The 14799-nt window shown below is 35.5% G+C and carries 16 protein-coding genes and 2 pseudogenes; 11 read left to right on the top strand and 7 right to left on the bottom strand.

Annotation, left to right across the window (positions count from 1 at the left end; all coding sequences use genetic code 11):
- Positions 1 to 15: 15 nt before the first annotated feature.
- From C7H19_RS16560 to C7H19_RS16540, 5 genes and pseudogenes are all read left to right on the top strand, one after another.
- Positions 16 to 498, top strand: a complete 483-nt coding sequence (locus C7H19_RS16560; RefSeq protein ID WP_106458036.1) for a pentapeptide repeat-containing protein — start codon at positions 16 to 18, stop codon at positions 496 to 498.
- A 71-nt stretch (positions 499 to 569) separates the two neighbouring features.
- Positions 570 to 1007: pseudogene (locus C7H19_RS16555) on the top strand (multidrug ABC transporter ATP-binding protein); the annotation flags it as partial.
- A gap of 98 nt (positions 1008 to 1105) precedes the next feature.
- A complete protein-coding gene (locus C7H19_RS16550) occupies positions 1106 to 1897 on the top strand; it encodes a hypothetical protein (protein ID WP_106458035.1) in 792 nt (263 codons plus the stop codon).
- A gap of 35 nt (positions 1898 to 1932) precedes the next feature.
- Positions 1933 to 3072, top strand: a complete 1140-nt coding sequence (rffA, locus tag C7H19_RS16545; RefSeq protein WP_106458034.1) for a dTDP-4-amino-4,6-dideoxygalactose transaminase — start codon at positions 1933 to 1935, stop codon at positions 3070 to 3072.
- 4 nt (positions 3073 to 3076) lie between these two features.
- On the top strand, positions 3077 to 4045 hold the full coding sequence (locus C7H19_RS16540) for a glycosyltransferase (RefSeq protein ID WP_181280646.1): 969 nt from the start codon (positions 3077 to 3079) through the stop codon (positions 4043 to 4045).
- Between the two features lie 64 nt (positions 4046 to 4109).
- Here the strand turns inward: C7H19_RS16540 and C7H19_RS16535 are convergent, their stop codons facing one another.
- On the bottom strand, positions 4110 to 4886 hold the full coding sequence (locus C7H19_RS16535; protein WP_106458032.1) for an aldolase/citrate lyase family protein: 777 nt from the start codon (positions 4884 to 4886) through the stop codon (positions 4110 to 4112).
- 45 nt (positions 4887 to 4931) lie between these two features.
- On the opposite strand from C7H19_RS16535, the gene C7H19_RS16530 reads away from it, so the two are divergent.
- Complete coding sequence (locus tag C7H19_RS16530; RefSeq protein ID WP_106458031.1) at positions 4932 to 5699, top strand: LbetaH domain-containing protein; 768 nt, start codon at positions 4932 to 4934, stop codon at positions 5697 to 5699.
- Here the strand turns inward: C7H19_RS16530 and C7H19_RS16525 are convergent.
- The gene (locus tag C7H19_RS16525; protein WP_106458030.1) at positions 5632 to 6021 is read right to left on the bottom strand and encodes a Fur family transcriptional regulator; all 390 of its coding nucleotides are present in this window, start codon (positions 6019 to 6021) and stop codon (positions 5632 to 5634) included. The genes C7H19_RS16530 and C7H19_RS16525 overlap by 68 nt on opposite strands.
- Positions 6022 to 6061: 40 nt before the next feature.
- Between C7H19_RS16525 and purS the strand changes: the two genes are divergently transcribed.
- The 5 genes from purS (at position 6062) to C7H19_RS16500 (ending at position 9635) form a co-directional block, all read left to right on the top strand.
- Entirely contained in the window at positions 6062 to 6331 is a 270-nt protein-coding gene (gene purS / locus C7H19_RS16520; RefSeq protein WP_106458029.1) for a phosphoribosylformylglycinamidine synthase subunit PurS, read from the top strand.
- Between the two features lie 24 nt (positions 6332 to 6355).
- A complete protein-coding gene (gene purQ, locus C7H19_RS16515) occupies positions 6356 to 7060 on the top strand; it encodes a phosphoribosylformylglycinamidine synthase subunit PurQ (protein ID WP_106458028.1) in 705 nt (234 codons plus the stop codon).
- A gap of 92 nt (positions 7061 to 7152) precedes the next feature.
- Positions 7153 to 7875 (top strand): UMP kinase, encoded by a 723-nt coding sequence (gene pyrH, locus C7H19_RS16510; RefSeq protein ID WP_106458027.1) that lies wholly within the window; start codon positions 7153 to 7155, stop codon positions 7873 to 7875.
- A 13-nt stretch (positions 7876 to 7888) separates the two neighbouring features.
- On the top strand, positions 7889 to 8410 hold the full coding sequence (frr, locus tag C7H19_RS16505; RefSeq protein ID WP_425428913.1) for a ribosome recycling factor: 522 nt from the start codon (positions 7889 to 7891) through the stop codon (positions 8408 to 8410).
- Positions 8411 to 8516: 106 nt separating this feature from the next.
- Positions 8517 to 9635, top strand: coding sequence for an AI-2E family transporter (locus tag C7H19_RS16500; RefSeq protein WP_245927575.1), 1119 nt, complete (start codon positions 8517 to 8519; stop codon positions 9633 to 9635).
- Here C7H19_RS16500 and C7H19_RS16495 read toward each other — a convergent pair.
- The 5 genes and pseudogenes from C7H19_RS16495 to C7H19_RS16475 form a co-directional block, all read right to left on the bottom strand.
- Positions 9632 to 11200: a bifunctional pantoate--beta-alanine ligase/(d)CMP kinase gene (locus C7H19_RS16495; RefSeq protein ID WP_106458024.1), complete on the bottom strand. Its 1569-nt coding sequence runs from the start codon at positions 11198 to 11200 to the stop codon at positions 9632 to 9634. The two genes, C7H19_RS16500 and C7H19_RS16495, sit on opposite strands and share 4 nt — an antisense overlap.
- Before the next feature lie 150 nt (positions 11201 to 11350).
- Entirely contained in the window at positions 11351 to 12145 is a 795-nt protein-coding gene (locus C7H19_RS26820; protein WP_245927570.1) for a septal ring lytic transglycosylase RlpA family protein, read from the bottom strand.
- Positions 12146 to 12890: 745 nt separating this feature from the next.
- Positions 12891 to 13649 carry a DUF3887 domain-containing protein gene (locus C7H19_RS16485; RefSeq protein WP_106458023.1) on the bottom strand — a complete coding sequence of 253 codons (759 nt, stop codon included), beginning with the start codon at positions 13647 to 13649 and terminating at the stop codon, positions 12891 to 12893.
- Between the two features lie 139 nt (positions 13650 to 13788).
- Entirely contained in the window at positions 13789 to 14520 is a 732-nt protein-coding gene (locus C7H19_RS16480) for an LmeA family phospholipid-binding protein (protein ID WP_106458022.1), read from the bottom strand.
- Positions 14521 to 14631: 111 nt separating this feature from the next.
- Positions 14632 to 14799 (bottom strand): annotated as a pseudogene (locus C7H19_RS16475) (photosystem II D2 protein (photosystem q(a) protein)); the annotation flags it as partial.

Genomic DNA, 14799 nt, shown 5'->3' with positions numbered 1-14799 from the left:
AAATGTAGGAAAATTATGGACAGTAGAGAATTGCTTAAAAAATATGCTGCTGGTGAAAGAGATTTCACTAAAATTAGGTTCAACAGTAGGTCGCTGCGAGGTGCTGATCTGCAAGGGATTAACTTGAGTCATGCTTATCTCGGTTGTGTCGATTTTAGTGACACCAACTTGAGTCATGCTGACCTGAGTAGGGTTAAGATGCTTGGTGCCATCTTGAATGGGGTTAATCTCAGTCATGCTAACTTGCGTGGTGCTGACCTGAGTGGTGCTGATTGTATAGGGACTGATTTTTCCTTTGCCAATCTCGACGAAGCTATTTTGAGTGGTGCCGACTTCAACGGTGCTGATTTTTACGGGATAGAGATGGATAATGCTATCCTAATTGCAACTAACTTTAGAAGAGCAAAAAATTTTAATGGACCTGGACAAGGATCTTTTTTATGCAAAACCTTTCTTGGTGACGGGGATTTTATAAAAGGGCCTGATTGGCTCGAATGATGTAAATAGGTAGTCATAATTATTAGTAATGAATAATATTAAATCCGTGTGAATCTTTTAAAAGCACTTTTAATAAACCGATGTCAGGACTAGACCCAATGGGACGCTATCAAGTTCGAGAAATTATTTTATCACTGAAAGCGCAGGGAAAAACTATCTTTTTTAACTCTCATGTTCTTTCAGATGTTGAACAAATTTGCGATCGGATTGCGATTTTAGCTAGAGGTGAATTAATTTGTGTCGGTTCTCTCGATGATATTTTAGGACGTGCCGATGTTTATCAAGTCATTGTCAAAGGTGGCACAGAAGAACAACTTAAAGAATGGATGATTGGTTTATCCTTAGAAGATGGTTTATGGCATGGACAACTTAAGGGTGATCCACAAAACTTTCTCAATACCTTACCGTCAATGGATGCTCAATTAATTAGTTTAAACTTAGCCCGTGCTTCACTAGAAGAATTTTTTATTCGTCAACTTCGAGAAAGAGGTATTACATCTAGCCAGTAATAATTAATCATAACAGTAAAAATCAACTGGTATTTACTAGAAGTTATTTATGATACAATATCTTCGATATTGCAATCATTCGCTTTGAACATAACTTAATGAAAACGAGCAAGCCATCAGAAGCAATAGTTTCTTTATTCAAAGAAAATCTTTTCATTGTTAATCAGCAAGATCAATTACCTGTTGCAAAAATTCTTAATTGTTTACAAAATAATAAATTTGCTTGCCTAAGAGGAATAACTACGGAATCAGAAGTTATTCAAGCCAGACAAGCCATTCAACAAAAATTTTCAAAAAATAACGATAATCCTACTATTGGTGAATCTCCTGAGCAGGTCAAAACAAACTTTCAAAAATTATCTGTTGGCAGTATTCATAGTAAACATCATACGGGTTCTTATGCTCGTTTGTTAAGAACTTTTTATAATGCTCTGTGGAATGAAGATATTTATCAGATGCACGAGTTATTTAGAAAAATGATTAGAGTAAGAAATCAGTTATTAAATAAACCGATAAATTTTGCTATGAATACTATAGAGGATGGATTATGGACAGCAGCCAGAATTCATCAATATCCAAAAGGAGGCGGTTTTATGCAAGCTCATCGAGATAAAACATTAACAAATATTGCTAATCAAAAAGACTTAAATTATTTTCAATTATTATTAGTAATGAGTCAAAAAGGAATAAACTATCAGCAAGGTGGGGGATTTATTGAACATAATGAGCAACGAATTTGCTTTGAAGAATTATGTTGTTTAGGCGATCTGATTATTTACGATAGCTCGACGATTCATGGCGTAGATGATGTTGATCCACATGAAGTATTAGATTTGGATACACTATCAGGTAGAATGGTAGCTTTTGTAAGTTTATATAAAAGTTTATAGATAGCTAACTATATTATTGCTCTGTGGCTCAAACTATGAATCTAATAAAAATTCCTTTTAATCAGTCTTTTGTTACAGGAAAAGAACTAGATTACCTTCAACAAGCTATTACGAAGGGACAATTATCAGGGCAGGGCGAATTTACTCATAAATGCCAGACTTGGTTAGAAAAAAATATCGGTACTCATCAGGCTTTACTAACTCACTCATGTACTGCGGCATTGGAAATGGCAGCTTTACTAATTGACATACAGTCTGGTGATGAAATCATCATGCCTTCCTATACTTTTGTTTCTACCGCAAACGCTTTTGTTTTACGCGGAGGTATACCCGTATTTGTTGATATTCGTTCTGATACTCTCAATCTTGATGAAACAAAATTAGAAAATGCTATTAATTCAAAAACTAAAGCTATTATACCTGTTCATTATGCTGGTGTTTCTTGTGAAATGCAAACCATTATGGAGATTGCTAAACATTACAATTTGTGGGTAATTGAAGATGCGGCACAAGGTATATCAGCAACTTATAAAAATCAAGCATTAGGAAGTATTGGACATTTAGGCGCACTTAGTTTTCACAATACCAAAAATATTAGTGCAGGTGAAGGAGGAGCATTATTCATCAATAAGCCTGAATTAATAAATCAAGCTAGAATACTACTAGAAAAAGGAACTAATCGATTTCAGTTTTTACAAGGAGAAGTTGATAAATATACATGGGTTAATCTTGGTTCGTCTTATCTACCGAGTGAATTGATTGCTGCTTTTCTTCTGGCTCAATTAGAATCAGTTGAGCAGATACTTAAAAAACGATTATATATCTGGAATCAATATCATCAAGCTTTGGCTGAGTTGGAAAATAAAAGTTTAGTTCGCCGTCCTATTATTCCGCTAGAATGTGGACATAATGCTCATATTTACTATATATTATTACCTAATTTAAACATTCGCAATAAATTAATTGATTTTCTAAAAAATCAAGAAATTTATGCAGTTTTTCACTATATACCTCTTCATAGTTCACCAGCAGGAAAACGGTATGGTTATGCGGTAGAAAATTTAACTATCACAGACGATATTTCTAGTCGTTTGTTGCGTCTACCCATTTATCCCAGTCTCAAAAATGAAGATATTAAGCGAATCATTGAAGCAATTTTGGATTTTTTTAATTAAATTTATGATAAATTTATTTCAGCATTTTTTAATAACTCCTTTTAATGTTGATATTGGGATTAAACCTAGAAATTATCAACTTGACATTCAATATTTAACTTCTAGGTTAAATCTGTTTGAGGAAGTTTGTTACTCTAGCATTTATGAACAAAGTAATAAGAATTTTCTGTGGCTTATTTTTTTTGATCAAGAAACTCCAGATTTTATTAAAACAAAAATTAATCAATGGTCAAATTGGAAAAATTTTAAACCTATATATACTCCCTCTAAAGTTAACTTTTATTATTTTTTAATTCAGTCTATACAAGATCATTTGCAAGAAAATACGCAATTTATTATAACAACAGGAATTGATAGTGATGATACTATTTGCTATAATTTTATTGATTTAATTCAGCAACAATTTAATCAACAAGAATTTGAATATATTAATTTTCCGTTTGGCTATATTTTGCATCGAGATGGACTTTTCATGCGTCAATACTTATCAAGCCCTTTTGTTTCACTAATTGAAAAAAATGATAATTTTGTTACTTGTAAAATAATTTCTCATCAGCAAATTTTTAAATTATCAAAGTTAGGCTTACCGGTTCGTCAAATTTTTACACTACCAACTTGGTTACAAGTTGTTCATGACAATAATTGGTTAACTCATAGAGACATTAATGCTATTCCTCAATCAATTAATAAATTAAAAGTAAATTTTAAAATTTATGAATTTGCTAATTCTTATTTAATAAAAAATTATTCTCAAACTCTTTTTTATTACTTAAAAACTTCAATATTTGGTAATAAATATGAATTCACAATTAAACAAAAGTTAAAATTTGTATTATATTTGGTGGCTCCATTAATTGCAAAACAGTATTTAAAATTATCCTCAAAATTCAAAAATAATCAGATAAAATTATCCTCAGAAGAAATAAAAAAGCTATGTTTTCAACAACCTAACTTTTGGAGAAGAAATGATTAATATTAATTTTTACTAACATTCTTCTGTTAAATCGAGGTATGATTAAAAAACTAAATTACAGAAATTATTTATTTAAATTTTGAATTTTTTGATATAATTCTTGTTGATCTTGATTAATTTCTAAAGTATTTCTATTAATAGATTGCTGGATTCCCTCTCTAATTGCAAAAATTGCTTGTTTTAAATTTTGTGGTTCTGTATCAGCCAAAAATGAACGACGAAGTAAACTAAAACTACAACCTAATCGAATGAGTTCACCCATTAATAAACGGCAGGAAATCGGAAAACCTAAATCAGGTAGTGTGAGTCCTCCAAAACCATAAGGAATAGAAAAAGGCTGTAGAATCTTTTCTACAGTTCCATCACAGAGTGCCAAAAAAGAATGAGGATTTTTCAAAGATTCTGCTAAATCATTAAGTCCGATATGCACTCTATTAAGAGATAGTTTAGACAAAGAATCAACTAATTGTATTGCGGATAAAGTTTCGATGACAATTCCTAAATGACAACGTTGATTGACAATTTCTAAAACTTTTTCAACTTCTACAATAGTACGAACTTTCGGTAACCAAATTTCATCAGCACCTAAAGCAAGAGCAGTTTCAATTTCTTGTTTTGTTTCGGTATGAGATGGATTTAGACGACAAATAATCCAAGCATCTGTACTGCAACGAACTTGTTTTAATGCTTCTATTTTTTCAGAGGTTAGCAATAAATCAGCATTATTCTCAAGCTCAATTGCTTCCCACTCTACAATAATACCATCGACACCCGCCTCTGTTGCTAATTTGATTACATTGGTATTACCCGTACAAAGTAATAGTTGAAAATGATTGTTCATCTTAAAATTGAGGAAAACGTGTTATGTTAAGATAACATAAATTATATGGTTTTAAAAAACGTGAAACAGTATGTAATGTTTGGACATAATCATCTTTTTGGCGATTGGCTAGAAATCATTCATGCAACGGGAGGAATTCTTAAAAAAGTTGTGCAAAACATCCCAGAATCTTCAGATATAAACAGACTTTCTCTAAAACAAAGAATTGAGCGATTACAAGATCCTCAATTCAATCCTCATCACGTTAATCAAGATAAACCTATTGAAATACAATTTTTAGAAAACTTTAAACCAGAAGCAGATGAGTATTACTTGATGGGATTTACAGGCTTTAAAAAAGCTACCTTAGAAAAACAATTAGTAGAAAAATTTGCTCTTGAATTTTCGATTTTGATTCATCCAACAGCAATTATTTCTCCAACAGCGTTTTTATCTCCAGGAGTAATTATTAATTCAGGAACAATTATTGCTTCTGGAGTCACCATTAAAGAACATTCATCAATAAACAAAGGAGTAATTATCGGTCATGATACAACTGTAGAGGAATATGTTGTAATTCAACCGGGGGTTAAAATTGCAGGTCATGTCAAGGTAGGAGTAGGTACAGTTGTTGGAATTGGTAGTGTGATTATCGAAGATATTCAGATTGGAAAATATGCGATGATTGCTGCGGGTGCAGTCGTGATTAAAAATGTTCCAGATTACACTTTAGTCGCTGGTGTTCCTGCTATTCCTAAAAAAAGAATTAATGATTTTTTAATTGACACTGTTGACATAGACCAAAAAACTCTAGGGTATGATAGTACACCTTGAAATGATAGGAATTTTCTAATTTATCTTCTAAATCATGTACAGGACATTCATTAACAGGAAATGATTGTCCACAGTTGACGCAAGTTAAATGATGTTGATCCGCTTGGACTAGACTATAAACAGCTTCGCCATTTGCCAAGGTTCGGACTTTAACTGAACCTTCTAACTTCAAAGCTTCTAAAGAACGATAAACAGTTGCTAAACCCATATTTTGACTAGAATGACGTATTTCTATATAGAGTTCTTGGGCTGAAATCGCACGATTAAGCGTTTTGAGCAATTGAAAAACTTTTTCTTGAGAACGGGTTCGTTGAGCTTTCATAATAGAGATGGTTAACGTCGTCTTTTGAATGAATAAGTATATGTCTCAACAGTATCAGTGTCGCATTTATGTAACCCTTCGTCCTTCAGTGCTTGATCCAGCAGGAACGGCAATACAGTCTGGACTCTTGCAGTTAGGATATGAAGGAGTCGAACAAGTTAGAATTGGGAAGTATATTGAGCTTACCCTCACTGCACCGCATGAACTTGATGCCAAACAACAGTTAGAACAGATGTGCGATCAACTTCTAGCTAACCCTGTTATAGAAAATTATCGCTTTGAATTAACTCCTTTGGCACTTCTAGCTTGAAATTTGTTTTTTAATAAGGAATATATGAAATTTGGTGTTGTTGTTTTTCCAGGTTCAAACTGCGATCGAGATGTCGTAACAGTTACATCCGGTTTACTCCATTGTCCGACGCGTCGAGTTTGGCATCAAGAGACAGATATCCATGATCTCGATGTTATCGTAATTCCTGGAGGATTTAGTTATGGAGATTATCTACGCTGTGGTGCGATCGCTCGTTTTTCGCCTATTATGAAAAGTGTTATCGAACACGCTAAATTAGGTAAATATGTCTTAGGCATTTGTAACGGCTTTCAAATTTTAACCGAAGTGGGATTATTACCAGGAGCCTTAACCCGAAATGAAAATCTACATTTTATCTGCGATCAAATTCCCCTAAGAGTAGAACATACTAACTCACCTTGGACACAAAATTATACTTGTGAGCAAATTATAACTATTCCCATCGCTCACGGAGAAGGTCGATATTATGCAGATGCAGAAACATTGCAAACATTAGAAGATAATGGGCAAGTTTTGTTCCGTTACTGTAGTCCAACAGGGGATATCACACCAGCAAGTAACCCAAATGGTTCTCTTAATAATATTGCTGGAATCGTGAATCATCAAGGTAATGTTTTAGGCATGATGCCCCATCCAGAAAGAGCCTCAGATCCCCTAATTAAAGCCACTGACGGCCTGAAACTCTTTGAAGGTATACTAACGGGCAATCCTTTATTATCTCTGGTTTAAACCCAAAAACTGCATCACCGAATCGACAAAAACCTGCTATGTTTAGTGGAGAAATATAGACCAGAAAAATATTCAAAAGTAGCAGTACAAGCATGACTTATCGGCGGGTATTATTAAAATTAAGTGGTGAATATCTCATGGGTAATCTTGGCTATGGGATTGACCCCAAGGTTGTTGCTGACATTGCCGAAGAAATATCAGAAGTCGTCGAACAAGGATTTCAATTAGCCATTGTTGTTGGCGGCGGCAATATTTTTCGAGGCGTTAAAGCAGCATCAGCAGGAATGGATCGGGCTACGGCTGATTATATCGGGATGATCGCAACCGTGATGAATGCTATGACGTTACAAGATGCTTTAGAACGCGCTAACATTCCAACGCGGGTTTTAACTGCGATCGCTATGCAAGAAGTAGCCGAACCTTATATCCGTAGACGGGCGATCCGTCATTTGGAAAAAGGGCGAGTTATCGTTTTTGGTGCAGGTTCAGGAAATCCTTTCTTTACCACTGATACCACCGCAGCACTCAGGGCCGCCGAAATTGATGCCGATGTCGTTTTCAAAGCCACTAAAGTCGATGGTGTTTATGACTCAGATCCGGCACTTAATCCAAGTGCGCGTCGTTATCAAAGTCTCAATTATGGTCATGTTTTAACTCATGACTTACGAGTAATGGATAGTACAGCGATCGCATTATGTAAAGAAAATAATATCCCAATTGTGATTTTTGATCTATCCGTTCGCGGTAATATTGTTCGTGCGATACAGGGAGAACCTGTTGGAACGCTTGTCGGAGGTTTTTGTGAAGTTAGCTGAAATTAAGGAAAATATGCAAAAGACAATTGATTCAACTCAACGGTCTTTTAACACAATTCGGACTGGTCGTGCTAGTACTGCTTTGTTAGATCGAATCACAGTAGAATACTATGGGACAGAAACGCCTTTAAAGTCCTTGGCTACAATTAGTACGCCCGATGCAACGACTATCACGATTCAGCCCTATGATAAAGGTAGTATGGGCTTGATTGAAAAAGCTATTTCGATGTCTGATATTGGGTTAACTCCTAATAATGATGGTCAAATAATTCGCTTAAATATTCCTCCCCTAACATCAGATAGACGAAAAGAACTGGTTAAGCTTGCCAGCAAATTAGCCGAAGAAGGAAAAGTTGCTTTAAGAAACATTCGTCGGGATGGCGTTGATGCCGTCCGCAAACAGGAAAAAAGTCATGAAATTTCGGAAGATGAAGCCCGTTCTTTACTGGATGATATCCAAAAGGTGACGGATCAATATATCAGCAAAATTGATGAGTTATTAGCATCTAAGGAGAAAGATATTACGACGGTTTAAGACGGTTATTTTCTTTAAATTGTGGGATAATCTATCGAAAAGATTGTCCCTATTTTTCATTTGTCGTTTATATTAATTAAATAAAGTTACGGGGTAATTTATTTTGTTGTCGCAGGTTCAAAAAAATTTATTAACTTGGTCATTGACGATTATTGCAGCTTGGCTCACTGCTAAATCTTTAAGCTATTTTGGGGGTTTAATTAGTCTCCTTTTAACAGCCGGTTTAATCGCTTTTTTACTAAATTACCCTGTTACTGCCCTAAAATCAATTTTACCACAACGAGCGCTCGCTGCTGCTGTTGTTTATTTAGTTAGCCTTATTCTGGTATCTATTTTACTGGTGACTTTAATTCCGCCAGTTATTGAGCAAGCAAGACAATTAATTATTAATTTTCCCAGTTTTGTTGGGTTAGCACAGCAACGCTTGACTAATCTTCAGAGTTGGAGTGAGGAGCATAATTTACCGATTGATGTACAATTGCTTACGGCTCAGTTTTCAGGTCGATTTCAATTTCTGGCGGAGTCAACCGCTAGAACAAGTGTTAATTTGCTTTTAGGAACTTTTGATCGATTCATCGATTTTATTCTGATTCTTGTTATTTCTTTTTATATGCTCATTGATGGGCAAAAACTCTGGCTATGGCTCACTTCTATTTTTAGTCCTCTCATTCAAACTGAACTCACTGCCGCTCTTAAACGCAATTTACATCAATTTCTCACGGGACAATTGCTATTAGGAACTTTCATGGCAATCACACTAACTTTGGCTTTTTGGGTGTTGAGAGTGCCGTTTTTTCTGCTTTTTGCTGTGTTTATTGGAGTGATGGAACTTATTCCGTTTATAGGTGCAACTTTGGGGATCGGTATTGTTGTGATTATTGTGCTTTTTATTGATCCTTGGTTAGCTCTTAAGGTTTTGGTGACTTCAGTCATCGTACAACAAATTAAAGATAATCTTATTACCCCGAAACTGATGGGAAATCTTACAGGATTATCTCCCATTTTTATTTTTATTTCTTTGCTTATTGGTGCCGAAGTTGCAGGATTATTAGGCGTAGTTTTAGCCATTCCTTTAACGGGCGTGATCAAAAGTTTAGCCGAAGTGATCGGCGATCCCGTACTTCCTCCTCAAACCGGATCTTTCTTTCAAAATCCTTTAAAAAAACCTGATTTAAGACCAAAAATATTGACAAATCAGAAAGAATATGATAATGATTTGAGTTAACCTGAAACTTGGCTATCTGTAGAAATACGTTCCCGATAGAGTTGTACAATCTTTTCGGTTACTTGATGAATGGTTAAACCATCAGTATCAATAGCGATCGCATCAGGAGCCTTTAATAAGGGAGAAATAGCGCGATGACTATCGAGATAATCTCGTCGTCCGATATCTTGTTCTAATTGTAATAATTCGATGTTAGTTTGACCTTGAGCGATTAAATCTTTGCTGCGTCGTTTAGCGCGTTCTTGTACGGAAGCTGTCAAAAAAATCTTTAATTCTGCATCAGGAAAAACTTTTGTACCGATATCTCGTCCTTCGACAATAATTCCGCCAATTTTTCCGTATTGATGTTGTTGAGAAAGCATTCCCTGACGGACATAACGTTGAGCGGAAATAACCGAAACATTCTTCGTTACTTCGGGTGTCCGAATGGCTTCTGTAACATCTTCTCCGTTAATTTTAATCGTCATCGGTTGTTCTGGAAAGACAGAGGGAATGAGTTCTAAATGAAGATCACTCACCAATTCTGCGATCGCTCCTTCATCGTCTAAAGGTATTCCTTTTTGCAAAACTAACCAAGTTAAGGCGCGATACATTGCCCCAGTATCAAGATAAGTTAAACCTAATTCAAGAGCCACCAAACGAGTAACCGTAGATTTACCGACTCCTGCTGGCCCATCAATGGCGATGATCGGTTTACGCTGTCGTAAGATTACATTATCAATTAAACGAGTTGAACCAAGATGAGCGGCGATCGCTAATAGTCCTGAATCTGTTATTTTTTCTAAAGGCATAAGTGTTGTGGGATGAACTAACTCTATATATTGAATATTTATCTCTGGAACGGTCTTCAGTTGCTCTCTAACTCGTGTCATCAAAGTTTGGCTATCTCGCTCGCCCTGAGCAAAAGACTCTTGAGCGTATTTAAGGCTTTTAGACAAAATAACGGCTTGTTCTTTTTCTTGTTGGGTTAGATATTGGTTACGGGAACTATAAGCGAGTCCTGAAGGTTCGCGCACGGTTGGACAGCCTCTAATATCGATATTAAGGTTTAAATCCTTAACCAGTTGGCGAATAATTGCTAGTTGTTGGGCATCTTTTTCGCCAAAATAAGCCACTGTTGGAGCAATAATGGTAAAAAGCTTGGTGACGATGGTTGCTACGCCTTGAAAGTGTCCTAGACGAAAGCTGCCACATAATACCGATGTCATTTGTTGGGGAGGAACAACAGTTGTCGTTAGAGAATTGGTCTGTGTATCAGTATTTTTAGCGATGCCCATTGTTTCAGGTGTTGGCGCAAAAATTACATCAACGCCTAGTTGTTCGCATAGTTGACAGTCTTGGGTAAATTGACGAGGATATTTTTGTAAGTCTTCAGTCGGGGCAAACTGGAGGGGGTTGATAAATATACTAACAACCGTTATTTGATTTTCGGCGATCGCACGTTTAATTAAGCTGGCGTGACCCATATGAAGCGCTCCCATTGTGGGAACTAATCCAATCGTTTGATCTTTAAAAAGGCTGTTTAAATGGGCTCGCAATCCCGCGATCGTTGTAAACAAACGCACTTTACCTCCTACAGAACAATGAAGGCTGAAAAAAATTCACCCCTCATAGCTTACACTCTATTGAATTCAATTTTGTTATTTACATAGAGATTAGGACAAGGTAAATGGAGCGTTTTACCGCTTTTTTTCCCTTTGTCCTGTTCTTTAATTTTAGCGTCCTAAAACTTCTAGTAGGACGGGAGCTACACCCGATTGCATGACTCCAATTAATCTAGCGGCTCCTTTGGATAAATCGATGATTCGTCCTCCACTAAAGGGTCCGCGATCGTTAATCCGAACCACAACAGAACGACCATTGTTAAGATTTGTCACTTTTACTCTTGTTCCAATGGGTAATGTTCGATGAGCCGCCGTCATACCATGTTGGTTAAACGATTCGCCATTTGCTGTACGCCGACCATGAAAACCAGGTCCGTACCACGAAGCCATACCCTGTTTTCGAGCAGCAACCCTACTTTTAGTTTGTGCCGTTTGCGGACGACTCGAAACTTTAGCGGGTGCTTTAGAAGGGACTGTTGTTGAATTTATTCTTGTAGGTTGAGTTTTTTTTGTTGGGGCTGCATTAATATTAGAAATAGGAGTCGTTACAGCCGTCTGTTTAGGTTGAGGTTTACTGACCGGAACTGCGTCATTAGTCGGTTTTGTCAGCGTTTCTGGCTCTGGTACAGCAGGAAACGTTGATAAAGATTCCGAACTTTCTATAGCAGTTGATTTAGAATTAGGTTCGTTTTGCGACGGCGCAAAATTATTCCGTAAATCTACTGTTGTAGATTGGGTTTCTGTGGTAGACTTTAATGTTGATTCAGTAGTTGATTGCTCTTTTGCTACCAAATCAGTCGAAGAAGAACCAAATGTGGCTTCTGCGGAACTAACTAAAGATATAGTTGTTCCTATAACTGTAGTTAAGACAGTCGTTGTAAACTGATTCCAGATTTTTCGTTTCATTAGATTGTATTGTTTAGACGAGTTAGCAGGTGACAGTTATAGGCAGGCTGAACTTGCTAACTTTATTTCTTCACAAATTTATACAGAACTAAATTTTGTATCTAGTTCTGTTACACCGTAACATGATTTTTTCAATGGGGATCGCATTTGATCCTATGACTTTAGGCTTTTTAAATCAAAAATTTCTATAACCTATTGATAAACCTGTAAATTTATCATAAGATTGAAGGTTTACTATTTTTTGCTATCTTTTCAATCATTGTGAACTAGATCAGTTCGCTAGAACACAGACGAGCAGCAAGTCTGGGTTTTTTTAAGTTTGTCAAATTCGAGAAAAAATACATAGTTAGACTAAAAAAACCGTCAAGTTATATACAAAAAAATTAGTTTATTATAAAAATATCAAATCATCAATTTGACTAAAAATAAAAATTTTAAATATAGGGTTGACAAACAATAGCTTGCTCGTCTTGTATAACCTAAATATATTATTTTGATTAATAAATTTAATAAAATTTAAAAAATTAATAGGGTCTTTAGGCAATTAGACGTATTTATAACACTTAATTTTTTGAAGATTTTTGATAAACAGCCAGATTTAACACTGTCACAAGGACAATATCTGTCAATGAAATTTACTGTAGAATTTCAAGCTATTTTAAACATCAATGCCGTAATTACACTTATATATATAGTGTCCCTCTCCATTCGTAAAAAAAAATTAGAGAGGGAATAAGGACTTAAATTATTCAACAAGATTAATTCCAACGATTCGCCGTTGATCATCAAAGATTACTAACATCTCTTTTGTTGCTTTGGCAAACTCTAGCGTCAGAATGACCACATCGGATTCATCAACTGAAGAACCCGCTCTAACTTCCGTGTCTACGACTCGTTTAAACTGACCATTCGCTTGTTGTAAGCTGTCCCATCGTTGCTGAATTTGCTGCGGGAAAATCTCTGTTTTTAATAAAGGGTGTAAATATCCTCTAGCGCGAGGGAAGTTTCTTTCTGCTAAAGATTGAACCACCAGATCGGAAATCTCAGTAATTGATTCTAATTTAGGAAAATCTACTCCGACAATTTGCTGCTCGTCATTAAAAGTAACGATAATCTCCCCTTGTCCTTTCTCAAATACGGTATCAATCACTACTAAATCTGAGTTGACGGTATCAATCACCCGTGATTTTGTTTGTTGTTTAATTTTGCCAATCTTATTCATCAAGTTTTCCCAAATTTCCTGAATTTGCTCCGTTGTTAGTTGGTCTGCTAAAGTTGGAGCGAGTAAAGCTCTCGCTTGACCATATTCTCCACGACTTAAGAAATCGATTAATGTTTTAGACCTCTCTTGCATGATTTTTGCTTGTGCATCAGTTAGAGGAACCTGCACCGTAGTCATAGACGGTGATGTCTGAGCATGAGTGGGTAAAGCAACGGTAGGGACAGTGAAAACAAGTAACATCGTGCAGAGAAGGTTGTTATAGGGCAATGAATAGCGAATCATGATTTATTGGCTCCTGTACTTAAATTTTTTGCCTGAACAGCGATCGATAAGTTACTAGATTTTCGCTTTAAGAGAAAAAGTTCCTGTCTTGACTCACTAATATTTAATTTTTGTTGTCTATTACAGGAATAATGAATTCTTAAGCTCCTGGAAATCTGGACATAATGGCTATCCCCTGTACAATGAATTGACCAGTTTTAAACGTTAGCTGTTGAATTTTCCAATCTAAGCCATTAATATAAAAAGAATTGAAATTTAAAACCTGTATAATTTCTTTTAAAATAATCTCATTGACTAGAGTGGTTAATGAGTTTTCTGTTTGTTGTATTTCTTTTAGAGCAATTTCATTATTTAACTCAATCGTTGGAATAGCTTTTAATAAAACTTCCTTAATTTCGCCGGTACTTTGCTCATGTATTTGAGTCGTGATAATGATTTGTCCTTGTTCAGAAATCTTACATAAAACTTGTTGAATAGATATTTGTAAGGTTTGATTGCTTAAACTTCTATTAGCTTCTGACGTTTCATGCCAAATACGATCGCGTAATGATTGTTCAATATCCTTTTCTTTTAAAACAACGTGTATCGTCCCTAGACTAGGTTGGATGAGTTGAATATTGCCCATTAAGGCTTTAAAAGGATTAACTACAATTTGATTAAGTTTAATCTCCATTTCTTGAACTCGTAAATAAGAATTAAGCATCAACCCTGAACCCGAAATAGTAATCGATTCTAATAAACCTTTTGCTAATTTTTCGGGGTCTGTTTTAACTTTTACTGAAACCTTCTCAGCTTGTTTAATTTGTCTAGCTAGAGCCATTTCAGCTATTTTATTAATCGTATTTTCCCCAATTTGCTCTAATTTAAACATCGCTTTTACTTAATCCTACTCAGTTTACTAATAATTTTTTTCATAAAAAATAGCCCCAGAACGGGGCTTCTCTCATCTTAAAAGAAGAATGAATTATTTAAACGATTAAGTTTAGAGAGCGTTACCACGGGGGAGTACTTCTTCGGGGAATACAAATTTCTCGTGGGGTTGGTCTAAAGGAGCCATCCAAGCTCTCAAGCCCTCATTGAGTAGAATATTTTTGGTGTAGAAGGTTTCAAACTCGGGGTCTTCTGCTGCTCTTAACTCTTGTGAAACGAA

The sequence above is a fragment of the Aphanothece hegewaldii CCALA 016 genome (assembly GCF_003007785.1).
Lineage (GTDB): Bacteria > Cyanobacteriota > Cyanobacteriia > Cyanobacteriales > Microcystaceae > Chroococcus > Chroococcus hegewaldii.
This window is presented reverse-complemented; position numbering and strand designations above follow the sequence as displayed.